At 63.5% G+C, this 23,705-nt stretch carries 22 protein-coding genes; 17 read left to right on the forward strand and 5 right to left on the reverse strand.

The window, feature by feature from the left end:
• The first annotated feature begins 122 nt into the window (after positions 1–122).
• Positions 123–545: an ANTAR domain-containing protein gene (locus tag AC07OJ_RS00180; protein WP_065905573.1), complete on the forward strand. Its 423-nt coding sequence runs from the start codon at positions 123–125 to the stop codon at positions 543–545.
• Here AC07OJ_RS00180 and dkgB read toward each other — a convergent pair.
• From dkgB to AC07OJ_RS00195, 3 genes are all read right to left on the reverse strand, one after another.
• Positions 542–1,360 carry a 2,5-didehydrogluconate reductase DkgB gene (gene dkgB, locus AC07OJ_RS00185; protein ID WP_495093629.1) on the reverse strand — a complete coding sequence of 273 codons (819 nt, stop codon included), beginning with the start codon at positions 1,358–1,360 and terminating at the stop codon, positions 542–544. The two genes, AC07OJ_RS00180 and dkgB, sit on opposite strands and share 4 nt — an antisense overlap.
• Positions 1,361–1,474: 114 nt before the next feature.
• Positions 1,475–2,053: a cupin domain-containing protein gene (locus AC07OJ_RS00190; protein ID WP_065905575.1), complete on the reverse strand. Its 579-nt coding sequence runs from the start codon at positions 2,051–2,053 to the stop codon at positions 1,475–1,477.
• Entirely contained in the window at positions 2,041–3,996 is a 1,956-nt protein-coding gene (locus AC07OJ_RS00195; RefSeq protein WP_495093630.1) for an oxidoreductase, read from the reverse strand. Before AC07OJ_RS00195 ends, AC07OJ_RS00190 begins: the two co-directional genes overlap by 13 nt.
• 131 nt (positions 3,997–4,127) lie before the next feature.
• On the opposite strand from AC07OJ_RS00195, the gene AC07OJ_RS00200 reads away from it, so the two are divergent.
• The 11 genes from AC07OJ_RS00200 (at position 4,128) to AC07OJ_RS00250 (ending at position 17,318) form a co-directional block, all read left to right on the forward strand.
• The gene (locus AC07OJ_RS00200; RefSeq protein ID WP_495093631.1) at positions 4,128–4,886 is read left to right on the forward strand and encodes a class II aldolase/adducin family protein; all 759 of its coding nucleotides are present in this window, start codon (positions 4,128–4,130) and stop codon (positions 4,884–4,886) included.
• Positions 4,887–4,927: 41 nt separating this feature from the next.
• Positions 4,928–5,566 (forward strand): TetR family transcriptional regulator C-terminal domain-containing protein, encoded by a 639-nt coding sequence (locus AC07OJ_RS00205; RefSeq protein ID WP_065905578.1) that lies wholly within the window; start codon positions 4,928–4,930, stop codon positions 5,564–5,566.
• A gap of 150 nt (positions 5,567–5,716) precedes the next feature.
• Positions 5,717–6,508 (forward strand): enoyl-CoA hydratase/isomerase family protein, encoded by a 792-nt coding sequence (locus AC07OJ_RS00210; RefSeq protein WP_495093632.1) that lies wholly within the window; start codon positions 5,717–5,719, stop codon positions 6,506–6,508.
• A 30-nt stretch (positions 6,509–6,538) separates the two neighbouring features.
• The gene (locus AC07OJ_RS00215; protein WP_065905580.1) at positions 6,539–7,699 is read left to right on the forward strand and encodes an acyl-CoA dehydrogenase family protein; all 1,161 of its coding nucleotides are present in this window, start codon (positions 6,539–6,541) and stop codon (positions 7,697–7,699) included.
• An 18-nt stretch (positions 7,700–7,717) separates the two neighbouring features.
• Positions 7,718–9,826, forward strand: coding sequence for an acetate--CoA ligase family protein (locus tag AC07OJ_RS00220; protein ID WP_495093633.1), 2,109 nt, complete (start codon positions 7,718–7,720; stop codon positions 9,824–9,826).
• Positions 9,816–11,423 carry a 5-guanidino-2-oxopentanoate decarboxylase gene (locus AC07OJ_RS00225; protein WP_495093634.1) on the forward strand — a complete coding sequence of 536 codons (1,608 nt, stop codon included), beginning with the start codon at positions 9,816–9,818 and terminating at the stop codon, positions 11,421–11,423. Before AC07OJ_RS00220 ends, AC07OJ_RS00225 begins: the two co-directional genes overlap by 11 nt.
• Before the next feature lie 19 nt (positions 11,424–11,442).
• Positions 11,443–13,029, forward strand: coding sequence for an ABC transporter substrate-binding protein (locus AC07OJ_RS00230; protein ID WP_495093635.1), 1,587 nt, complete (start codon positions 11,443–11,445; stop codon positions 13,027–13,029).
• 165 nt (positions 13,030–13,194) lie between these two features.
• Entirely contained in the window at positions 13,195–14,154 is a 960-nt protein-coding gene (locus AC07OJ_RS00235) for an ABC transporter permease (protein ID WP_495093636.1), read from the forward strand.
• Positions 14,155–14,157: 3 nt separating this feature from the next.
• Positions 14,158–14,985 carry an ABC transporter permease gene (locus AC07OJ_RS00240; RefSeq protein WP_065905585.1) on the forward strand — a complete coding sequence of 276 codons (828 nt, stop codon included), beginning with the start codon at positions 14,158–14,160 and terminating at the stop codon, positions 14,983–14,985.
• 2 nt (positions 14,986–14,987) lie between these two features.
• The gene (locus tag AC07OJ_RS00245; protein ID WP_495093637.1) at positions 14,988–16,607 is read left to right on the forward strand and encodes an ABC transporter ATP-binding protein; all 1,620 of its coding nucleotides are present in this window, start codon (positions 14,988–14,990) and stop codon (positions 16,605–16,607) included.
• A gap of 9 nt (positions 16,608–16,616) precedes the next feature.
• Positions 16,617–17,318: an NAD(P)H-dependent oxidoreductase gene (locus AC07OJ_RS00250; RefSeq protein WP_065905587.1), complete on the forward strand. Its 702-nt coding sequence runs from the start codon at positions 16,617–16,619 to the stop codon at positions 17,316–17,318.
• A 118-nt stretch (positions 17,319–17,436) separates the two neighbouring features.
• Here AC07OJ_RS00250 and AC07OJ_RS00255 read toward each other — a convergent pair whose 3' ends face one another.
• The gene (locus AC07OJ_RS00255; RefSeq protein ID WP_495005559.1) at positions 17,437–18,519 is read right to left on the reverse strand and encodes a 3-deoxy-7-phosphoheptulonate synthase; all 1,083 of its coding nucleotides are present in this window, start codon (positions 18,517–18,519) and stop codon (positions 17,437–17,439) included.
• Positions 18,520–19,139: 620 nt separating this feature from the next.
• Between AC07OJ_RS00255 and AC07OJ_RS00260 the strand changes: the two genes are divergently transcribed.
• Positions 19,140–19,889, forward strand: coding sequence for a carbon-nitrogen hydrolase family protein (locus tag AC07OJ_RS00260; protein WP_495093638.1), 750 nt, complete (start codon positions 19,140–19,142; stop codon positions 19,887–19,889).
• Complete coding sequence (locus AC07OJ_RS00265) at positions 19,890–20,339, forward strand: GNAT family N-acetyltransferase (RefSeq protein ID WP_106804467.1); 450 nt, start codon at positions 19,890–19,892, stop codon at positions 20,337–20,339.
• Positions 20,340–20,390: 51 nt separating this feature from the next.
• Here the strand turns inward: AC07OJ_RS00265 and AC07OJ_RS00270 are convergent, their stop codons facing one another.
• Entirely contained in the window at positions 20,391–20,630 is a 240-nt protein-coding gene (locus AC07OJ_RS00270; protein WP_120448115.1) for a DNA-binding protein, read from the reverse strand.
• Positions 20,631–20,713: 83 nt separating this feature from the next.
• On the opposite strand from AC07OJ_RS00270, the gene AC07OJ_RS00275 reads away from it, so the two are divergent.
• The 3 genes from AC07OJ_RS00275 to uvrC all read left to right on the forward strand — a co-directional run bounded on the left by AC07OJ_RS00275 (position 20,714) and on the right by uvrC (position 23,697).
• Positions 20,714–21,079 carry a helix-turn-helix domain-containing protein gene (locus AC07OJ_RS00275; RefSeq protein WP_065905592.1) on the forward strand — a complete coding sequence of 122 codons (366 nt, stop codon included), beginning with the start codon at positions 20,714–20,716 and terminating at the stop codon, positions 21,077–21,079.
• A 151-nt stretch (positions 21,080–21,230) separates the two neighbouring features.
• Positions 21,231–21,872 carry a response regulator transcription factor GacA gene (gacA, locus tag AC07OJ_RS00280; RefSeq protein ID WP_003190387.1) on the forward strand — a complete coding sequence of 214 codons (642 nt, stop codon included), beginning with the start codon at positions 21,231–21,233 and terminating at the stop codon, positions 21,870–21,872.
• Position 21,873: 1 nt separating this feature from the next.
• Positions 21,874–23,697: an excinuclease ABC subunit UvrC gene (gene uvrC, locus AC07OJ_RS00285; protein ID WP_495093639.1), complete on the forward strand. Its 1,824-nt coding sequence runs from the start codon at positions 21,874–21,876 to the stop codon at positions 23,695–23,697.
• Positions 23,698–23,705: the final 8 nt, after the last annotated feature.

Genomic DNA, 23,705 nt, shown 5'->3' on the forward strand with positions numbered 1-23,705 from the left:
GCCATTCGGTGCATTTGGGACAACTCCTACATGAAGGGGGAACATGCCTGATTTTGTCTTCGGGATATGTCTGGAAAATGGGCGACGCTCACTGACGAGCGCTGCCAGCCCAGGGGTTTGCCATGCCGAACAAAGCACTGACCATCCTGATTGCCGATGAACAGCACCTGCAACGGTTGTACATCGAAAAAATGCTCAATCAGTTGGGGTACCACCGGATCGTGCCGGTACAGACCTTCGAAGAAGTCCAGATACTCACCGCCATTCCGGCCGAACCCTTTGACGTGCTGATCATCAATGCGGGGCTGACGCTGCACAGCTGCGGGCCCCAGCCCCAGGTACGCCACGTGCTGGTCTACGACCACCTCGACCTGGGCGCACCTGCCGGCGCAACACCGGCGGTGCTGGTACGGCTGCCCGGCGTACCGGACAACGTCAACCTCGAACATTTCATGGACATCATCGACCCACCCGCAGCCACGGCGGGCCTGCGGGTATTGCCCTGGTTGCGCGAGTTATCCCGCGCACGGGTGGCCGGCGCCTAGTCCCACTTCGGCGCGATGCCCTTGGGGCTGGTCAAGCGATGGCCGCGCTCCAGGCTGGCAATCTGTTCCATGTCGGCAGCGCTCAAGGTCAGTTGCAGGGCCTTGAGGTTGCTTTCCAGGTTGGCGCGTTTGGTCGAGGATGGGATCACGGCGTACCCGAGTTGCATGGCCCAGGCCAGGGTCACTTGGGCCGGGGTGGCTTGATGGCGCTCGGCAATCTGCTGGATCACCGGGTCCTTGAGCACTTCGCCGTAGGCCAGGGTCATGTAGGAGGTGATCTGGATACCGTGGGCACTGGCGAACTCCGCCACCTTGCGGTTTTGCAGGTAGGGGTGCAGTTCGATCTGGTTGGTCGCGATGTGCTCGGCGCCGACCGCTGCGATGGCCTGTTTCATCAGGTCAATGGTGAAGTTGGAAATACCGATCTGGCGCGTCAGGCCCTGGCGCTTGGCTTCCAGCAACTGGCTCATGAATTCGGCGACGGGAACCTGGTCTTCCGGCGACGGCCAGTGGATCAGGGTCAGGTCCAGGTAGTCGGTCTGGAGCTTGCGCAGGCTCTCCTTGAGGCTCGGGATCAACTGGCCTTCGGCGAAGTTGGCGATCCAGATCTTGCTGGTGATGAACAGCTCATCACGGGGCACACCGCTGTCGGCGATGGCCTGGCCGACGTCAGCTTCGTTCTCGTAGATCTGCGCCGTGTCGATGACGCGGTAGCCCAGTTCCAGGCCGGTGCTGACGGAATCAATCACCACCTGGCCCTGCAGGCGGAAAGTGCCGAGGCCGAAGGCGGGTACGTTGGACGTGGGGATAGACATCAGTAACTCCTGAAGAGGTGTGAACAATGGAGTCGAGTATCCGCCCGTCGTTCCTTCGGAAAAACCGTCGAATCCGAAAAGGACTCTTTACCGCAGGTCACGAATGGGCCTGGCCTAAAATGTCGGCGGCGTAATCACCCAGATCACCACCGTCTCCACCTTGCCGGGGTTGCCATACCGATGCGGTTCGCTGCTGGCAAAGCTGAAGCTGTCACCGGCCGCCAGCAGGAAGTGCCGCTCTCCCACCCACAGCTCGAACTGTCCGCGCAACACATAGCCGGCTTCTTCGCCTTCATGGCTGTAGCTCTGCTGGCTGTAGGTGCCCGGTGGGAAACTCGATTGCAGCATTTCCAGTTGATGGTTGGGCAAGGGCGTCAGCAACTGGTCGACGATGCCGTCTTCATAGTGGATGCTCTGGCGATTGTCCTTGCGCACCACGTAGCCTGCGTCTGCCGGTGCGGGCGTGGTCTCGCTGGCGAAGAACCATTGGATCGTCACCCCCAGGCTGCGAGCGATGTTGAACAGTGCCGGAATCGACGGATACGCCAGGTTGCGTTCCAGCTGGCTGAGGTAGCCGGCGGTCAGTTCGCTGGCCTCTGCCAGGGCGGTCAAGGTCATGCCGCTGGCCTTGCGCAAACCACGGATGCGGGTGCCGAGAAACAGTTGCTGGGGTTGGTCGTTCACAGGTTCCATGCCACTTTGAGTCCTTCGTAGATCGCCTCTTCGGCGGTGCGCGGCGCCAGGCAGTCGCCGATCCGGTCAAACGGCACCAGGCCCTGCAGCTGCGCGCCGAGAGTGTCCACCGGCTGATGGCCCTGGCACAACACCAGCGTGTCGATATTCTCCAGCAGCATGGGCTCGCCGCTGGCGGTGTGTTGCAGGTACACCGTGGTGTCGTCGCAGCCGTACAAGCGCGCATACGGGATGATCGGAATGCCCAGCCGGTGCAGCTCGCCGGCCAGTTGATCACGCACATACAGCGGCAGATTCTCGCCACAGTGCGTGCCATTCACCGCCAGTTGCACCTGATGCCCGGCGCGCACCAGGCGCTCGGTAATACCGGGGCCGATCCAGTCGCAACGCCAGTCGACCACCACCACCGAACGCCCCAGTGGCACTGCGTCGCGCAGCACCTGCCAGGCATCCACCACCTGCAGTTCGCCGCCTTGCTCGAAGGCCGGCCAATAGGGTTCGGCGCCGGTGGCAATGATCACATGGTCGGGTTGCTCGCGCTCCACGAGCGCGCGGTCGACGCGGGTGTTGCGCAGCACCTGCACACCGGCCAGTTGCATCTCGCGTTGCAGGTTGGTGCTGGCTCCGCCGAACTCACTGCGCCGTGGCAGCAATTGCGCCAGCAGCACTTGCCCGCCCAACTGGGCGCTGGCCTCGTAGAGCGTCACGGCATGCCCGCGTTGCGCCGCGACCGCTGCGGCTTTCATACCCGCCGGACCACCGCCCACGACCATGATGCGCTTGCGCTTTAGTGTCGCTTGCACCTTGCCGAATAGCAGCTCGCGGCCGGTCTCGGGATGCTGGATGCACGAGATCGGCAAGCCCTTGTGAAAGTGACCGATGCAGGCCTGGTTGCAGGCGATGCACGCGCGCACATCTTCGACGCGCCCGTCGAGAGTCTTGGCGGGCATCAGCGGGTCGCAGATCAATGCGCGGGTCATGCCGCACACATCGGCCTGGCCGCGCGCGAGGATCAATTCGGCTTCCTGGGGCTGGTTGATGCGCCCGGTGACGAACAGCGGAATCGACAGGCTGGCCTTGAACGTCGCGGCCTCATCGGCGAGGTACGCGGCGGCAATCGCCATGGGCGGCACGATGTGGATTGCACCGCCCAGCGAGGCCGACGTGCCTGCGACGATATGCACGTAGTCGAGCTGGGACTGCAGGCTCTGCACGGCTTCGAGGGATTCGCTTTCGGTGAGCCCTTCGGCATCGCGTTCATCGGCAGAAATGCGCAGGCCGATGATGAAGTCCGCGTCGGTAGCCGCGCGCACGGCGGCGAGGATTTCCGTCAGGAACCGCAGCCGTTGCTCAAGCGCCCCGTTGTAGCCATCGCTGCGCCGATTGACCCGTGGGTTGAGAAACTGCGCCGGCAGGTACCCATGGCTGGCGACCACTTCGACCCCGTCGATCCCGGCCTGGTGCAAGCGCCTGGCAGCGGCGGCGTAACCCGCGACAATCTCATCGATCATCGCTTGGTCCAGCGCACGCGGCATCACCCGGAAGCGTTCATTGGGCACCCCCGAGGCCGAGTAGGCCACCGCCAGCAGGCCGTCCGCCGACTCCATGATTTCCCGCCCGGGATGAAAGATCTGCGACAGCACCACGGTGCCATGGGCATGGCAGGTTTCGGCCAGCTCGCGGTAGCCCTCGATGCACGCATCGTCGGTGGCCATCAGCACATGGGAGGTGTACCGCGCGCTGTCATGCACCCCGGCCACCTGCAGCACAATCAGGCCGACACCGCCTTCGGCACGCGCACGGTGGTAGGCGATCAATGGCGGGTTGACCCGGTTATCGGTGGGCATCGAGGTGTCATGACCGCTGGACATGATGCGGTTTTTCAGGCGTTTGCCCCGCAGTGCCAGGGGCTCGAACAGGTGCGGGAAAGCAGAGGGCGACATGGTGCGGGTACTCCAGGCGCTGTTATTGTTATTTTTCTATAGGAGGCTGCCGCCAGTAAAAAATCAACTTGTTTTTTTACTGGCGTCTGGATTAGCGTCGCCTTCACCCACCCCGTGCCCGGAGAATAAAAATGCCTCACTCCACCGAACAGCACCTGCGCGAAGAGCTTGCGGCGTGTTATCGATTGATCGCGCACTACCGCATGAGTGACCTGATTTTCACGCATATCTCGGTGCGCATTCCCGGGCCCGAGCATCACTTCCTGATCAATCCCTATGGGCTGATGTTCGATGAAATCACCGCCTCCAGCCTGGTGAAGATCGGCCTCGACGGGCGCGCGGTCGAGCCGTCGCTGCATGCGGTCAACCCGGCCGGTTTTGTGATTCACAGCGCAATCCATCGCGCCCGCGAAGATGCCCACTGCGTGCTGCACACCCACACCCGCGCGGGCTGCGCGGTGGCGGCGCTGGAGTGCGGGCTGTTGCCGGTGAACCAGATTTCCATGGAGTTCTACGGCAAGGTTGCCTACCACGACTACGAAGGCGTGGCTCTGGACCTGGACGAGCAGCAACGCCTGGTGCGCGACCTCGGCGACAAGCCGGTGCTGATGCTGCGCAACCATGGTTTGCTGACGGTAGGCGCAACCGTCAGCCAGGCATTCCTGCGCATGTACTACCTGGAAAAAGCCTGCGACATCCAGATCGCCGCCCAGGCCTGTGGCCCACTGGTGCTGCCATCCGCCGAGGTCTGCCAGTACACCGAGCAGCAATTCAACAACCCCGGCCGGCCGCTGGAGGAGGGCGAGTTGGTTGACCTGGATGCGATGCAACTGGCGTGGGCGGCGTTGCTGCGTATGCTGGATCGGGTGTCGCCGGGGTACCGCGACTGATGTAGAGTCGTGCAGCCGACTCAACCGAAGGACACCGCGCCATGACCCAGGAAACCCGTTTCTCCCGGATGGAGCCGGAATTGCGCAAGGCCAATCTGGTCCAGGCGACCCTGACTTGCCTCAAGCGTGACGGGTTCCAGGGCGCCTCGATCCGCAAGATCAGCGCCGAAGCCGGGGTCTCCGTAGGGCTGATCAGCCACCACTACTCGGGCAAGGATGAGTTGGTGGCCGAGGCCTATCGCACCATCACCGGCCAGGTCATGAGCCTGCTGCGCGAGACCATGGCCAAGGCGCCGCCCAACCCTCGGGAGCGTTTGTCGGCGCTGTTTCGGGGCTCGTTTTCCGCCGAGTTGCTCGACCCGCAGTTGCTGGATGCGTGGCTGGTGTTCTGGGGCGCGGTGAAGACGGCGCCGGCGATCAACCTGGCCCACGAACACTCCTACGGCGAATACCGCACCATCATGCGTTCGGCCCTGACCGACATGGCCCGCGAAGAAGGGTGGGAGCAGTTCGACGCCGACCTCGCGGCCATCGGCCTGAGCGCCTTGCTCGATGGGTTGTGGCTGGAGTCGGGGCTCAACCCCGGCACGTTCACCCCGGAGCAGGGGATCCAGATCTGCGAAGCCTGGGTCGACGGCCTGCAGTCTGGCGGTCGCAAGCGTTACCAGCTCAAACCCTGAGCCTTCCTCGCCGCCCTGGACGCAAGGTCCGGGGCGGTTTTTCCGGCACTGAAAAAATTTAAGATTTGCCGATTGCCTCCTTACTGAACACTCGTTTAGTATCGCCCCATGTCGCACCCCTCACGCCAAATAAAATAATTCGAGGAAGCCATGACTACCGATTCGTCCGTGCTCACCCACGTGCAGGCAGGCGTTGCCTGGATCACCCTCAACCGAGGGCCGCAGCGCAATGCGCTGGACATCCCGACCCTCAAGCACCTGCACAGCCTGCTCGACGCGTTCAACCGCGACCCCGCCGTGCGTGTGGTGGTGTTGACCGGCAGCAGTCGCAGCTTCTGCGCTGGCGCGGACCTCGCCGAGTGGGCCGACGCCGAAGCACGCGGCGCCCTGGAAACCTACGGCTGGACCGAAACCGCCCACGCCCTCATGACCCGCCTGCACAGCCTCGACAAACCCACGATTGCCGCGATCAACGGCACCGCCGTCGGCGCCGGCATGGACCTGACCCTGTGCTGCGACCTGCGCGTAGCGGCCCAGTCGGCGCGCTTCAAGGCCGGCTACACCAGCATGGCGTATGCCCCGGACGCCGGTGCCAGCTGGCATTTGCCGCGCCTGATCGGCAGCGAGCAGGCCAAGCGCCTGCTGTTCCTTGATGAGCTGTGGAGCGCCGACCGCGCCCTGGCAGCCGGCCTGGTCGGTGAAGTGGTCGCCGATGAGCAACTGCATGCCCACACCCTCGAACTGGCGACCCGCCTGGCCAACGGCCCGACCTTCGCCTTCGCCCAGACCAAAACCCTGATCCGCGATGGCGCCGACCGCAGCCTGCCCGAGCAACTGCAAGCGGAACTGGCCGCCGGCCTATTATGCGGACGCAGTGCCGATGGCGCCGAAGCCCTGCGCGCGTCGATGGAAAAACGCCTCCCGACATTCTGCGGCAAATAACAACAACGACACCCCCGAGCAGGTAGCGCCATGAATTTCCAACTCAGCCAAGAACAAGACATGTTGGTGGACGCGGTACGCAGTTTTGTTGCCAAGGAATTGTTGCCCCACGAGGAGGCGGTGGACCGCGCCGACGAGGTATCACCGGAGCTGGCCGCGCAGATTCGCGACAAGGCCATCGCCGCCGGCTTCTATGCCTTCAACATGCCGGAAGAGGTCGGTGGTGGTGGCCTCGACTACTTGTCGCAGGCGTTGATCGAACGGGAATTGTCCAAGGTGTCGTGGGCCCTGCATGTGTTTGTAGCGCGCCCGTCGAAAATCCTCATGGCCTGCACCGGCGCGCAGATCGGCGACTACCTGCTGCCGTGCGTGCAGGGCAAGAAAATCGACTGCTTCGCGCTGACCGAACCCGGTGCCGGCTCGGACGCCAACGCGATCAAGACCCGCGCCGTGCGCCACGGCGACGACTTCGTGATCAACGGCAGCAAGCACTTCATCAGCCATGCCGGGCACGCCGATTTCGCCATCGTGTTTGCCGTCACCGACACCTACGAGCACAACGGCCGCCAGCGCAATGCGGTGACTTCATTCCTGGTCGACCGTGGCACGCCGGGCATGACCATTCGCCGGGGCCCCAAGTGCGTGAGCAACCGCGGTTACCACACCTACGAAATGTTCTTCGACGACTGCCGCGTGCCAGCCTCCAAGGTGCTCGGTGAAGTGGGCAAAGGCTGGGACGTGGCCAATGCCTGGCTCACTGCCGGGCGCGTGATGGTCGCCGCCAATTGCGTCGGCCAGGCCCAGCGTGCGCTGGAGGTGTCGCTGCAATGGGCAGCGGATCGCAAGCAGTTTGGCCAGCCCATCGGCACCTATCAGGGCGTGAGCTTCAAACTCGCCGACATGGCCACGCAGATACGCGCGGCCGAACTGCTGACCCTGCACACCGCCTGGAAAATGGATCAGGGCAGCATGACCGACGGTGAGGCCGGCATGGCCAAGCTGTTTGCCAGCGAAACCCTGGGCAAGGTCGCCGATGAGGCCGTGCAGATTTTCGGTGGCATGGGCTTGATGGACGAAGGGCCGGTGGAGCGCATCTGGCGCAACGCGCGGATCGAACGGATCTGGGAAGGCACTTCGGAAATCCAGCGCCATATCATCGCCCGTGAACTGTTGCGGCCGCTGTTGCGCTGATCGGCGCGGAGAACGCTTATGTCCCAGGCTATTCGCGACAATCTCAAGCGCCTGCTGGCGCCCCGGCACCTGGCTTTTGTCGGCGGGCGCAGCATGGCCCGCGCCCTCAAGCGCTGTGCCGACGGCGGGTTTACCGGGCCGATGTGGCTGGTCAACCCGCAGCATGACAGCCTCGACGGCATCCCCTGTGTGCGCCGCGTCGCGGACCTGCCGTGCGGCCCGGATGCAGTATTCATTGCCACCAACCGTGAACTGACATTGACCTGCGTTGCTGAACTGGCCGCCATCGGCACCGGCGGCGCGATCTGCTACGCCTCCGGCTTTGCCGAAACCGGCGCCAGTGGTGCCGCGCTGCAGCAGCAGTTGTTGCACGCCGCTGGCGAGATGGCCTTGCTCGGTCCCAACTGCTACGGCCTGCTCGACTACCTGCACAGCGCCGCCCTGTGGCCGGTGGCCCACGGCGGCAAAGCGGTGGAGAAGGGCGTGGCGGTGCTGACCCAGAGCGGCAACTTCGCCTACAACCTGTCGATGAGCGACCGCTCGTTGCCGGTGGCCTACATGGCCTCGGTCGGCAACCAGGCGCAATTGGGCGTGGCCGAATTGATGGACGTACTGCTCGATGAGCCGCGCGTGACCGCCATCGGTCTGCACCTGGAGGGTTTGAAGAATGTCCCGGGGTTCGCCCGCGCCGCGCACAAGGCGCTGGAGAAGGGCATCCCGATCATCGCGTTGAAAACCGGCGTGTCGCAGATCGGGGCCGAGCTGGCGCTGAGTCATACCAGTTCGCTGTCCGGCTCCGACACACTGTACGACAGCCTGTTCGCCCGGCTCGGGGTGATCCGCGTGAGTGGGCCGGTGAGTTTTGTCGAGACCTTGAAAGCCGCAGCGTGCGGCAATCTGCCGGCTGGCAACCGCCTGATCGCGCTGGCCTGTTCCGGTGGCGACGCGGGGCTGATCGCCGACTACGCCGAGCGCAACCAACTGGCCTTGCCGACACTCGACGAAGACCAGCGCGCAGCGCTGGCGCAGGTGCTGCCCAGCTACGCCAACCTGGTCAACCCGCTGGACTTTACCACTGCCATCTGGGGTGACCGCGAAGCCCTCGACACGATGCTCGATACCGCCCTGCGCACGGAGGCCGATGCCGCCATGCTGGTGCTGGACTACCCGGCCGAATTCACCGGCGAACGCAAGGAATGCGACCTGCTGCTCGGGCTGTTTTGCGACGCGCTCGACCGGCATGGCAAGACCGGTTTTGTCACCTCGGCGTTTCCCGAATTGCTGCCGGCCCATGCCCGCGAGCGCTTGCATGCCCACGGCATTGCTGCGCTGCAAGGCGTGGAGGATGCACTCGCGGCCTGGGGGCGGATCGCCGAGTATCAGCACAATCGACGGACCTTGCTGGTGCGCGGCGAGTCGATTCTCGTGCCGCTGTGCCCGCAACCCCTGCAAGGCCAGGGCCTGGCCCTGGATGAGTGGGCTTCCAAGCAAGCCTTGCGCGTGTTCGGCCTGAACACGCCGGCGGCGGTATTGAGTACGCCGGGACGCGCGATTGCCGATGCCGATGTGCTGGGCTACCCGTTGGTGCTCAAGGCGGTCAGCACGCAGCTGCCGCATAAAACCGAGGCTGGTGCCGTCGCCTTGAACCTGCAGGATGGTGTGGCGCTGACGTCTGCGCTGGCGCTGATGCGCGCGCAGATCGCCGCGTACGCGCCCGGTGTAGCGTTTGACCAACTGCTGCTGGAGTCCATGGCGACCCCGCCGTTGGCCGAGCTGATCGTGGGTATCAAGCGCGAGAATGACTTCGGCCTGGCCTTGGTGATCGGCGCTGGTGGCATCCTCGTGGAACTGCTCAAGGACAGCCGCAGCCTGCTGCTGCCGACCACTGACGATGCGATCCGCCACGCCGTGCTCAGCTTGCGCAGCACCGCGTTGCTGCAGGGCTTTCGCGGACGCGAAGTGGCGGATCTCGACGCGCTGGTCGCGGCCATCCGTGCGGTGGCCGACTACGCCTGTGCCAACGCCGCGCAACTGCTGGAGTTGGATGTGAACCCATTGCTGGTCAACGCCCACGGCGCCACGGCGGTCGACGCGTTGATTCGTCTAGGAGATCAACATGCACGATAAAACCCTGACCGGCGGCCAGGCCCTGGTGCGGTTGCTGGCCAACTATGGCGTCGATACCGTCTTCGGCATTCCCGGAGTGCACACCCTGGAGTTGTACCGCGGCTTGCCCGGCAGCGGCATTCGCCATGTACTCACCCGCCATGAACAGGGCGCGGGCTTTATGGCCGATGGTTATGCGCGCGTCAGCGGCAAGCCGGGCGTGTGCTTTGTGATCACCGGGCCCGGCGTGACCAACGCCGCAACCGCCATCGGCCAGGCCTACGCCGACTCGATCCCGCTGCTGGTGATTTCCAGCGTCAACCACACTGCCAGCCTCGGCAAGGGCTGGGGCATCTTGCATGAGACCCAGGACCAGCGCGCGATCACGGCGCCGATCACGGCGTTTTCCGCCGTGGCCTTGAGCACCGAGGATTTGCCCGAACTGGTGGCGCGTGCTTATGCGGTGTTCGACAGTGAGCGGCCACGGCCGGTGCACATTTCGGTGCCGCTCGACGTGTTGGCTGCGCCGATCCAGAGAGACTGGAGCAACGAGGTCGTACGCCGCCCAGGGCGCGGTTTGCCCTCGGCGGAAGACCTGGATCAAGCGGCGGCAAAACTGTCGGTGGCCAAGCGCCCGATGATCATCGCCGGCGGCGGCGCGCTGGCCGCCGGCGAGGCGTTGCAGCGCTTGAGCACACAACTGGCGGCGCCGTTTTTCAGCAGTGTCGCGGGTAAGGGCCTGTTGCCGATCGAGCATCCGCTGAATGCCGGCTCGACCTTGTGCGTCGAACCTGGTTGGCAATTGATCAGCGAGGCCGACGTGGTGCTCGCGGTCGGCACGGAAATGGCCGACACCGACTATTGGCGCGAGCGTTTGCCGCTGAACGGCGAGCTAGTGCGCGTGGACATCGACCCGCGCAAATTCAATGATTTCTACCCGTGCGCCGTCGCGCTGAAAGGCGATGCCCAACAGACGGTGCAAGCCCTGCTGCAACGGTTACCGCCGGCACCGCGCGACGCTGCAGCGGCGGCCAGATCAGTGGCGGCAGTGCTGCAGGCCATCGAGTCCGGACACGGTCCGTTGCAATCGATCCACCAGGCGATTCTCGACCGCATCGAGGCCGAATTGCCGGCGAATGCGGTGATCAGCAGTGACATGACCCAACTGGCCTACACCGGCAACTACGCCTACCGCAGCCGGGCCCCGCGCAGTTGGCTGCACCCCACGGGCTACGGCACCTTGGGCTACGGTTTGCCGGCCGGCATCGGCGCCAAGTTCGGCGCGCCGCAGCGGCCCGGCCTGGTGCTGGTGGGTGATGGCGGCTTTCTCTACACCGCGCAGGAACTGGCGACGGCGGTGGAAGAACTGGACAGCCCGTTGGTGGTGCTGCTGTGGAACAACGACGCCCTCGGCCAGATCCGCGACGACATGCTCGACCTGGAGATCGAACCGATCGGCGTGCTGCCGCGCAACCCTGATTTTGCCTTGTTCGCCCAGGCGTTCGGCTGCACGGTGAACCAGCCCCAGAACCTGGATGCATTGCAGACGGACTTGCGCAACGCCTTCAAACGCAACGGCGTGACCTTGATCGAGCTGAAACATGCCTGTGCCTGTTGATCTTTAGAGGAGCAAGACCATGAGCGAAAACAACAACAAAATGACTCAAGCGATGCACCGACGGGACTTCCTCAAACACAGCGCCGTGGCCGGTGCGGTGGCGGCGGCGTTTTCCCTGGGCCTGCCGCTGCACGCATTAGCCCAGGACGCGACGCCCAAGCCCGGCGGCGTGCTGCGCCTGGGCCTGGCCGGAGGCAGCACCACTGACTCGCGCGACCCCGGTTCCTGGGTCGACACCTTCACCTTTGTCGGCTTCTCGGCGGTGTACAACACGCTGACCGAAATCGCCGTCGACGGCAGCGCGATTCCCGAGCTCGCCGAGCGCTTTGAATCGACCCCGGATGCGCGTGTGTGGACCTTTCACCTGCGCCCCGGCGTGACCTTCCATAACGGCAAAAGCCTGAGCGCCGAAGACGTGGTGGTGTCGATCAATCATCACCTGAGCAAGGACTCTACGTCGGCCGCCAAGACTGTACTCGGCGACGTCGCCAGCGTCAGCGCCCAGGGCAATGATGCGGTGGTGTTCGAGCTGCATTCGGGCAACGCCGACTTTGCCTACGTGGTTGCCGATTATCACCTGGTGATCATGCCCGCCAAGGATGGCGCCGCCGACTGGAAGGCCGGTATCGGCACCAGCGGCTATCGCCTGAAAAGCTTCGAGCCGGGTGTGCGCATGGACCTGGAGCGCAACCCCGACTACTGGAAACCCGGTCGCGCGCATTTCGCCAGCGCCGAGTTGCTGGCCATCGCCGACGGTGCCGCGCGGGTCAATGCGCTGGTCACCGGGCAGGTCGATGTGATCAACAAGGTCGACCTGAAAACCGTGGCCCTGCTCAAGCGCAACGCCAACCTGGTGATCGAAGAAACCAAGGGTGCGCAGCACTACACCTTCCCGATGCTGTGCGACAGCAACGAATTCAAGAACAACGACATTCGCATGGCGATGAAGCACGCGATCAATCGCGAAACCTTGCTCGCCTCGGTGCTGTACGGCTACGGCCTGGTGGGCAACGACCACCCGATCCAGCCCGGCAGCCGCTTTATCAACGCTGCCCTGGAGCAACGCACCTACGATCCGGACAAGTCGCGCTTCTACCTGCGCAAGGCCGGGGTGGAGTCGCTCAAGGTCCGCCTGCAGGCGTCGGACGCCGCCTACACCGGCGCAGTGGACGCCTCGGTGTTGTTCAAGGAGCAGGCGCGCCAGGCCGGTATCGACATCGACGTGGTGCGCGAACCGGCCGACGGGTTCTTTTCCAACGTGTGGATGAAGCAGCCGTTCACCACTTCGTTCTGGTACAGCAGCCTGACCGCCGACCGCATGTTCAGCATCGGCTACGCCAAGGGTGCGGCGTGGAACGAGACCCACTGGGACAACCCGCGCTTCAACCAACTGCTGACCGCCGCCCGTGGCGAGATGAACGCCCCGTTGCGCCAGGAGATGTACAACGAAATGCAGGCCCTGTGCCGGGATGATGGCGGGGCCATCGTGCCGCTGTTTGCCAGTTCGGTGGCGGCGCGTTCGAACCGCGTGGCGCACGGTGCGCAGACCGCGCCGTATGGCGAGTTGGATGGGCTGAGGCTGATCGAGCGGTGGTGGCAGGCGTGAATACTTCAGAAACGCCACAAATCAAATGTGGGAGCGGGCTTGCTCGCGAATGCGCTGGGTCAGTCTCTATCTGTATTGGCTGACACACCGCTTTCGCGAGCAAGCCCGCTCCCACATTGGACATTTGTCGCCTTCGAGAACATGCCCAACTCATGAGAACCGAACATGAATAGCTTATTCAAACTGGTGCTCCAACGCCTGGCCCTCGGCCTGCTGTCTTTGTTCGCCGTGTCGGTGATCATCTTTCTCGCCGTGGGCATGCTCCCGGGGGATATCGCCCAGGCCATGCTCGGCCAGTCCGCCACGCCGGAGACCGTGGCGGCGTTTCGCGCGCAATTGGGCCTGGATCTGCCGCCGCTGACGCGCTTTGCGCACTGGCTGCTGCGTCTGTTGCACGGTGATCTCGGTGCTTCGCTGGCCAACCAGCGACCCATTGCCGAGTTGATCGGCGCGCGCCTGGGCAACACCTTGAGCCTGGCCGCGTTGGCGGCGTTGGTCTCGGTGCCGACGGCGCTGGTGCTGGGGATGCTGGCGGCGTTGTACCGCAACAGCTGGTTCGATCGCCTGCTCAATACCTCGGCGTTGAGCGCGGTGTCGTTCCCGGAGTTCTTCGTCGCGTACGTGTTGATCCTGGTGTTCTCGGTGAAGCTGGGGTGGTTTCCCAGCCTGTCCAACCTGGCCCCGGATGCCAGTTTCGGCACCATTCTCGAACGCTCGGTGTTGCCGGTGGCCACCCTCAGCCTGGTGGTGATTGCGCAGATGATGCGCATGACCCGCGCCTCGCTGATCAACCTGCTGGCCAGCCCGTATATCGAGATGGCGCGCCTGAAGGGCATCCGTCAGTCGCGGATTATCTGGCGGCACGCGCTGCCCAATGCGCTGGCGCCCATCGTCAATGTGGTCGCGCTGAACCTGGCGTACCTGGTGGTGGGCGTGGTGGTGGTCGAAGTAGTGTTTGTGTACCCGGGCCTCGGCCAGTTGCTGGTGGACTCGGTGTCCAAGCGCGACATTCCGGTGGTGCAGGCCTGCAGCCTGATCTTCGCCGCCACTTACATCCTGCTCAATACCGGGGCGGACGTGTTGTCCATCGCCAGCAACCCACGCCTGATGCATCCGAAGGGGTAGACCATGAGCCTGTTGAGCCAAGTGGCCCGGGCGCCGTTGAGCGCCAAGTTCGGCCTGCTGATCATTGTGTTGTACATCGTGGTGGCGGTGTTTGCGCCGCTGCTGGCGCCCTACGGCGAAACCCAGGTGGTGGGCGAGGGTTTTGCGCCGTGGAGCGGCCAGTTCCTGCTGGGCACCGATAACCTGGGGCGCGACATGTTCAGCCGCCTGGTGTACGGCGCGCGCAATACCCTGGGCATCGCATTCCTGACCACGACCCTGGCGTTTCTGCTCGGCGGCCTGTGTGGTTTGGTCGCCGCGATCAAGGGCGGCTGGATCGACCAGGGCTTGTCGCGGGTGGTGGACATTCTCATGGCGATCCCGCAGCTGATCTTTGCCTTGCTGATTCTCAGCGTGGTGGGCACCAACGCCACCTCGCTGGTGCTGGTGATTGCGCTGCTGGATTCGACGCGGGTGTTTCGCCTGTCCCGCGCCGTGGCGATGACCGTGGTGGTGCAGGACTTCGTCGAGGCTGCCCGCCTGCGCGGCGAAGGCCTGTGGTGGCTGGTCACCCGCGAAGTGCTGCCCAACGCCGCCGCACCGTTGATTGCCGAATTCGGCCTGCGCTTCTGCTTTGTATTCCTGTTTATCAGCGCGCTGTCGTTCCTCGGCCTGGGCATCCAACCGCCCACCGCCGACTGGGGCAGCATGGTCCGCGATAACGCGGTGTTGATCACCTTCGGCGATATCAGCCCGTTGCTGCCGGCCCTGGCAGTGGCGTTGATCACCGTCAGCGTGAATTTTGTCGTCGACTGGATGCTGCATAAATCCAGCGGCCTGAAGGAGTGTTGAGGATGGACAAGCCACTGCTGGAAATCCGCAACCTGCAGATCGAGGGGCATTACGAGGACGCCTGGCACCCGCTGATCAAGGGCATCGACCTGACCTTGCAGCGCGGCGAAGTGCTGGGGCTGATTGGCGAGTCGGGGGCGGGCAAATCGACCCTCGGGCTGGCCGCCATGGGCTATGCGCGCGACGGTTGCCGCATCACGGGCGGCTCGGTGTGTTTTGACGGCATTCAACTGCTGCAGGCCAAGCCCGAAGCGCTGCGCAAGTTACGCGGCTTGCGCATTGCCTATGTCGCGCAAAGTGCGGCCGCGTCGTTCAACCCGGCGCATCGGCTGATCGACCAGCACGTCGAAACGGCGGTGATCAACGGCGGCATCAACCGTGCCCAGGCCGAGCGCGAAGCGGTGGAGTTGTACCGCGTGCTGCGCCTGCCCAACCCGCAGACCATCGGCCAACGTTATCCCCATCAGGTTTCCGGCGGCCAGCTGCAACGGGTGATGACCGCCATGGCGATGGCGTGCCACCCCGACCTGATCATCTTTGACGAACCCACCACCGCCCTCGACGTCACCACGCAGATTGAAGTCCTCGCGGCGATCCGCGATGCGGTGAAAACCTTCGGCAGCGCCGCGCTGTATATCAGCCACGACCTGGCGGTGGTCGCGCAGATGGCCGACCGCATCATGGTGCTGCGCCACGGCAAGCTGGTGGAAGAGGCCGACACCCGCAGCATGCTCAGCCAGCCGCAGCAGGACTACACCAAGTCGCTGTGGGCAGTGCGCAGCTTTCGCACCGAGCCCAAGCCGTGCCCGGTGCAGGAGCTGCCGCTGCTGGATGTGCGCCAGGTGTGCGCCAGCTATGGCCATCAACCGGTGCTGCAGGAGGTGTCGATGAAGCTGTATCGCGGCCAGACCCTGGCGGTGATCGGCGAGTCCGGCAGCGGCAAGAGCTCCACCGCGCGCCTGATCACCGGCTTGCTCCCGGCCACGAGCGGGCAGGTGCTGTATGACGGCGAGGCGTTGCCGGTGGACTTTCGCCAGCGCAGCAAGGAGCAGTTGCGGCGCATCCAGATGATCTACCAGATCCCCGATACGGCGCTGAACCCGCGCCAGCGCATCGTCGACATCATCGGCCGGCCGCTGACGTTTTACCTGGGCCTGAAGGGCAAGGCCCTGCGTGCGCGGGTCGCCGAGCTGCTGGAAATGATCGAGCTGGACCCGGCCACCTACATGGAGCGCCAGCCGCGAGAGTTGTCCGGCGGGCAGAAGCAGCGCATCTGCATCGCCCGCGCCCTGGCGGCCGACCCGCAATTGATCATCTGCGATGAGGTCACCTCGGCCCTCGATCAACTGGTGGCCGAGGGCGTGTTGAAACTGCTCAACCGCCTCCAGCAGCAACTCGGCGTGGCCTACCTGTTCATCACTCATGACGTTGCCACCGTCCGCGCGATTGCCGATGAAGTGGTGGTGATGCAGCGGGGCAGGGTGGTGGACCAGGGCAGCCGCAGCGCGATTTTCACCCCGCCGTACCAGGACTACACCGGCCTGTTGTTTTCATCCGAACCTGCGATGGACCCGGACTGGCTCGATCACTTGCTGGCCCAACGGGCGGCGCCCACTGTTTGAGGAATTCACATGAAGGTTTTGATTGTTCACGCGCACCCTGAACCGCAGTCGTTTACCGCCGCCTTGCGTGATCAGGCCGTCGCCACGTTGAGCGCGCAGGGGCATGAGGTGCAGGTCAGTGATTTGTACGCAATGCAGTGGAACCCGGTGGCGTCGGCCGCGGACTTTTGCGCGCGGGAAAACCCTGACTACCTGGTGTATGCCCTGGAGCAGCGCCTGGGGGTGAAGAAGCAGTCGATCGCGGCGGATATCCAGGGCGAGTTGGACAAGCTGCTCTGGGCTGACTTGCTGATCCTCAATTTTCCGATCTTCTGGTTCTCGGTGCCGGCGATGCTCAAGGGCTGGATCGACCGGGTACTGGTGTCGGGCGTGTGTTACGGCGGCAAGCGGTTTTACGATCAGGGCGGGCTGGCGGGCAAGCGGGCGTTGGTCACGGTGACCTTGGGCGGGCGTGAACACATGTTCGGCGAGGGCGCGATTCACGGGCCGTTGGAGGACATGTTGCGGCCGATCCTGCGCGGGACCTTGGCGTATGTCGGGTATGAAGTGCTGGCGCCGTTCGTGGCGTGGCATGTGCCGTATATCAGCGATGAGGCGCGGCAGGCATTTCTGATCGCGTACGAGCAGCGGCTGCAAGGGCTGGCGGATGAGCAGCCGTTGGTATTCCCGAAAATGGCGCAGTTCGATGAGGCGCTGTATCCCCTGTCTTGAACTTGTCACCGACCGAATGTGGCAGCGGGCTTGCCTGCGGTTGCGGTACACCAGCTACAGATCTGTAGCCTGACACACCGCTATCGCAGGCAAGCCCGCTCCTACGTTTTGAGCTTCATCAGTCAGTGCTATTGCGTTGTTCGCGCAGACGCTGCGCCGCGCTGCGCAGCAGTTGTTCGGTACCGTCCCAGCCCAGGCAGCCATCGGTCACCGACACGCCGTATTTCATCGATGCACTCAGCGGCTGGCAGCCCTCGAACAAGTGGCTTTCGATCATCATGCCGACCAGCGACGTGTCGCCCTGCAAGCGCTGCTCCAGCACGTCGTTGAACACCGCCGGTTGGCGCAACGGATCCTTGCCGCTGTTGGCATGGCTGCAATCAACCATGATCCGCGCCGCCACCTTGGACTTGGCCAGGTCGAGCTTGACCTGCGCCACGCTCTGCGCATCGTAGTTCGGCCCGCGGTGGCCGCCGCGCAGCACCAGGTGGGTGTCGGGGTTGCCTGGGGTCTGGATGATCGCCGGATGGCCCTGGCTGTCGACGCCGAAGTGGCGGTGCGGGTGGGCGGCCGAGCGCATCGCGTCGCAGGCAATCGCAACGCCGCCGTCGGTGCCGTTCTTGAAGCCCACGGGCATGCCCAGGCCGCTGGCCATTTCGCGGTGGATCTGCGATTCGGTGGTACGTGCACCAATCGCGACCCAACTGAGCAGGTCATCGAAGTAGCCGGCGGCCATCGGTTGCAGCAGCTCGGTGGCGACCGGCAGGCCCAGGCGCAGCATTTCGCGCATCAGCTCGCGCGACAGCGTGAGGCCGGCCGCCATGTCATCGCTGCCATCCAGGTGCGGGTCGTAGGCCAGGCCTTTCCAGCCGATGGTGGTGCGCGGCTTTTCGACGTAGGCGCGGATCACCAGCAGCATCTGGTCGCTGACTTCAAGGGCCAGCTTCTTCAGATTGCGTGCGTACTCCATGGCCGATTCCGGGTCGTGGATCGAGCACGGGCCGACAATCACCAGCAAGCGCGAGTCCTGGCCATCGAGGATGGCGCGCACGGCTTGGCGATGGGCGTGGATCTGTTCATTGAGGAACGGGCTGAGGGGCAACTGGTGCTTGAGCTCAAGCGAGCTGGGCAGGCGCTGGGTCAGGGCTTCGTTGGCGCTGGTCAGGTTCGAAACGGGCAGAGCGGCGGTGGCAGAGTTCATATTCAAGGCTTCCTGGGCAAGCGGCGGGCTGTTCCCGCGCGCTTGGCCCTACTGGGGTGTTCGACAATTGGCCGTATCGGCTACGTGTGTTGGCTTGCCACCGATAGGTGACCGATCGGAGGCGGCAGGCTGTCCCGAGCGGAGCTTGCTAAATCGCCAGGCGGTGGAGGTGTCGTAGCGGTAATAGGTGGCGTAGTTCATGTCTTGATTCCTTTTAAATGTCCGGTGTGCAACAAAATTTTCAGGGCCTGAAAAAACAAAACCCCCGGTCGGGGAGCCGACCGGGGGTTAGATTTCTCTGGTAGGCGACCCCTTGAGTAGTGGGCGCCGATTTCAGGTATCAGGCGCGCCAGTGGCTAAACCAATACCCAAAATAAAAGCTGACCAGTGCGCTCGAACCGTTCACACGGGTAGCCGATACCGAGCGCTGGGCGCTGGCAGCAGGGCAAACCTGAGGGTGGGTGAGTTGCAACATGGTATGTCTCCAAATGATGGAGCGAGCTTACTAGAGGCACACCGGTGGATTCAATCAGTAATTTCTATTGCCGCGGGGTACTTACGGCTATGAGGGACTGCCGATATGCTGGACACACCTTGTTAATGATTGCTTGGACGCGACCATGACCGCCTTGACCCTTGCTGCTGCTCAAACTGTTTCCATCGCGGGCGACGTGCCGGCCAACATCCACCGGCACCTGGCGTTCATGCGCGCGGCGGCGGCCAACGGCGTGCAAGTGCTGGTCTTTCCGGAGCTGTCGCTGACCGGGTACGAGCCGTTTCTGGCGGCTGAGTTGGCCATAGAGCCCGAGGCTGCCGTGTTGGCGCCACTGCGCGAGATGGCACGCGAGCTGCGCTTGACCGCGGTGGTAGGCATGCCGGTCCGGCTGGCGTCGCAAGAGGGCGTATTGATCGGTGCGCTGGTGCTGGGCGCGGACGGTTCCCTCGGCGTCTACACCAAGCAGCATTTGCACCCCGGCGAAGCGTTGGCGTTTGTCGCCGGGCAGGGGGGCGCGGCCCTCGAGCGGGGAGATGAGCGCATTGCGTTGGCGGTGTGTGCGGACTTTTCCCACGCCAGCCATCCTCGTCGCGCGGCTGAAGCGGGTGCCACCGTGTATGCGGCGGGTGTGTTGATCAGCGAAGGCGGCTATGCGGCGGACAGCGCTTTGCTCCAAGGCTATGCCGCCGAGCATGGCCTGCTGGTACTGATGGCCAACCATGGTGGCCCATCGGGTGGCTGGGCCTGCGCGGGTCGCAGCGCGATCTGGGCGCCGGATGGCGGCTTGATTGCCGCCGCCCCAGGGGTAGGCGACGCATTGGTGATCGTTCAGGGCGAAGGTGGGCGTTGGGCTGGCCGAGTGGTAGCAGTGTAAATGAGCTTTCATCTACGGGCCGCGACGGCCAACGACTTGCCCTTTGCCCGCACCCTGACCCACGAAGCCATGAGCCGCTACTACCTGCAGTACGGCTTGCTGTGGTCCAACGATGGCTTCGACGTCGCCTGGGCCGGGCGTGAGAACTGGCTGATCTGCCGCGATGACGCGGTGATGGGGTTTGTCAGCCTCAGTCGGGACAGCAAGGCCCTGTATATCCGCGAGTTGCACATGCTCGAGTGTTGTCGCAAGCAGGGCGCGGGCAGTTGGGTGCTGGAGCAGATGGCGCTGAAAGCGCGCACGCACGGCCTGGGGCTACTACGCTTGACGGTGTTCAAGACCAATCCGGCGAGAAGGTTGTATCAGCGCCGAGGCCTGAGCATCGTGGGGGAAGAGGACTGCTTCTGGCGTATGGAACTCGACTGTCGGTCAACGCTGGCGGGCGAATAGCACACTCATTCGGGCAAAACAGGCACAACGTTTCAATAAGCGCATACTGGGTCAGGACAGTACGTCCAGCTCCTGTCTCAGGGGCTCATTCTCGGCCAGGATGACGCCCTCTTTCATGCCCAGAAGGACCGCTACCTTATGGGCCTCTCCACGCCGCCCCTTTTTGCGCCCAGCGAGCACTTGATAAGTGGTTGCCGGGTCCACGCCGTGTTCCCGGGCGAACGCTTGAACTGACTTTCCTTGGTGTTCAAGCCAAGCCTTGGCTTGTGCAGCAGTGCGGATTGCGGGCATAGTTCAAAACCGTTCAAGTTTGTTTAACGAAGAGATGAGTGTGTCACCTCTTGGGGTGTGCCAATTTAGGATCATACATCCAAATGAGTGGAATCGGTTCGCGTTTAAGGCAAGAAAGAGAGCGGCTAGGGCTGTCGCAAAAAGTGTTTGGTGAAATAGGAGGCGTTGAAGCCAACGCGCAAGGCAAATATGAAAACGGCGGTCGGGCGCCCAAGGCTGACTACCTTTCCCGCGTGGCGCAAAGAGGTGTGGATATCCTGTACGTGTTGACGGGCAGCCCTACGCCGATCCAACTGGATAACCTGAGCCAGATCGAAGAAAAAGTGCTGGGCAATTATCGAGCGATGTTCAAGGAAGACCAGGATGCAATCCGCCGCTTGACCACCACGCTGGCCGAGCATTCATCCATACGCAACGGAAAACCCAAGCCGCAACCCCAGGATTCCTGACCTTTAAGCCGATAAACAGCGCGGTTCGTGCTTCGACGGGCAGGCGCAGCGCGTTGAAACTCTATATATATGACACTTGCAACTAGGTCTGCGCCTTGGTTTTTTGCTAAGGTGTTCAGCAACCTATAAGACCATATCGCGAGGTGTCTGCTTGATTAGGGTGCTAGTAGTCGATGACCATGATCTCGTTCGTACAGGCATTACACGAATGCTGGCTGACATCGATGGCCTGCAAGTAGTCGGCCAGGCCGAATCGGGTGAGGAGTCCCTGATCAAGGCCCGGGAGTTGAAACCCGATGTGGTGTTGATGGACGTCAAGATGCCCGGGATCGGCGGTCTTGGCGCCACGACCAAGTTGTTGCGCAGCCACCCCGACATCAAGGTCGTGGTGGTCACGGTGTGCGAGGAAGACCCGTTTCCCACCCGCCTGTTGCAGGCAGGGGCGGCGGGCTACCTGACCAAGGGCGCGGGCCTGGCCGAGATGGTCCAGGCCATTCGCCTGGTATTTGCCGGCCAGCGGTACATCAGCCCGCAGATTGCCCAGCAATTGGCCATCAAATCCTTCCAGCCCACCAGCGACTCGCCCTTCGACGCACTGTCGGAGCGGGAAATCCAGATTGCCTTGATGATTGTGGGGTGCCAGAAGGTTCAGACCATCTCCGACAAGCTGTGCCTGTCACCCAAGACCGTCAACACCTACCGCTATCGCATTTTCGAGAAGCTCGCCATCAGCAGTGATGTTGAATTGACCCTGCTCGCGGTGCGCCACGGCATGGTGGACGCCAGCGCCTGACATGAGCACACCGTTTGATCCAAGTGCCTTTCTCTCAACCTGCAGTGGCCGCCCTGGCGTGTACCGCATGTTCGACAGCGAGGCACGGCTGCTGTATGTCGGCAAAGCCAAGAACCTGAAAAACCGCCTGGCGAGCTACTTTCGCAAGACCGGCCTGGCGCCCAAGACCGCCGCGCTGGTGGCGCGTATCGCCCAGATCGAAACCACCATCACCGCCAACGAGACCGAGGCGCTGCTGCTTGAGCAGACGCTGATCAAGGAGTGGCGGCCGCCCTACAACATCCTGCTGCGCGACGATAAATCCTACCCGTACGTGTTTTTATCCGACGGCAACTTTCCGCGCCTGAGCATTCACCGGGGCGCGAAGAAGCAGAAGGGCAAGTATTTCGGTCCGTACCCCAGCGCGGGTGCGATCCGCGAGAGTTTGAGCCTGCTGCAAAAGACCTTCTTTGTGCGCCAGTGCGAAGACAGCTTCTACAAGAACCGCACCCGGCCTTGCCTGCAGTACCAGATCAAGCGCTGCAAGGCCCCGTGTGTGGGGCTGGTCGAGCCTGCAGAGTACGCCGAGGATGTGCGCCATTCGGTGATGTTCCTCGAAGGGCGCAGCAATGCACTGACCGATGAACTCTCCGGCGCCATGGAGCAGGCCGCCAGTACCCTGGATTTCGAGCGCGCTGCCGAGCTGCGTGACCAGATTTCCCTGCTGCGCCGCGTCCAGGACCAGCAAAGCATGGAAGGCGGCACCGGCGATGTCGATGTGATCGCAGCCTTCGTCAACCCGGGCGGCGCCTGTGTTCACCTGATCAGCGTGCGGGGCGGGCGGGTGCTGGGCAGCAAGAACTTTTTCCCGCAGACCGGTATCGACGAGGAGGTCGCCGAAGTCATGGCCGCCTTCCTGGGCCAGTACTACGTCAGCAGCCCCGAGCGCGATTTGCCGTCCGAGCTGATCGTCAACGTGGTGCATGAAGACTTCCCGACCTTGATCGAGGCGATCCACGAGCTGCGCGGCCGCGAGCTGGACATCAGCCATCGTGTACGCGGTACCCGCGCACGCTGGCAGCAATTGGCCGTGACCAACGCCGAACAGGCGCTGGGCGCACGCCTGGCCAATCGACAGCACGTCGCCGCGCGTTTCGACGCATTGGCCGAAGTCCTCAACCTGGACGAGCCGCCCCAACGCCTGGAGTGCTACGACATCAGCCACTCCAGCGGCGAGGCGACGGTGGCCTCCTGCGTGGTATTCGGGCCGGAAGGGCCGATCAAGTCCGACTACCGGCGCTACAACATCGAAGGCGTGACCGCCGGCGATGACTATGCCGCCATGCACCAGGCCCTTACGCGGCGTTTCAGCAAGCTCAAGGACGGCGAGGGCAAGCTGCCCGATATCCTGCTGGTGGACGGCGGCAAGGGCCAGCTGTCCATGGCCCGTGACGTGCTCAACGAGCTGGCGGTGCCCGACCTGATTCTGCTCGGCGTGGCCAAGGGCGCCACGCGCAAGGCCGGTTTCGAGACGTTGTACTTGAATGATGCCGCCCATGAGTTCACTTTGAAGGGGGACTCACCTGCGCTGCACCTGATCCAGCAGATTCGCGACGAAGCGCACCGTTTCGCCATTACCGGGCACCGCGCCCGCCGTGGCAAAACCCGGCGAACCTCAACCCTGGAAGGGGTTGCAGGGGTAGGCCCGACACGACGCCGCGACTTGCTCAAACATTTTGGTGGCTTGCAGGAGCTATCCCGTGCCAGCATTGACGAAATAGCCAAAGCACCCGGTATCAGTAAAAAGCTCGCTGAGTTGATTTATGCAAACCTGCACAGCGAATAGAATGCCTT

This window comes from Pseudomonas sp. GW821-FHT09C08 (assembly GCF_059418125.1).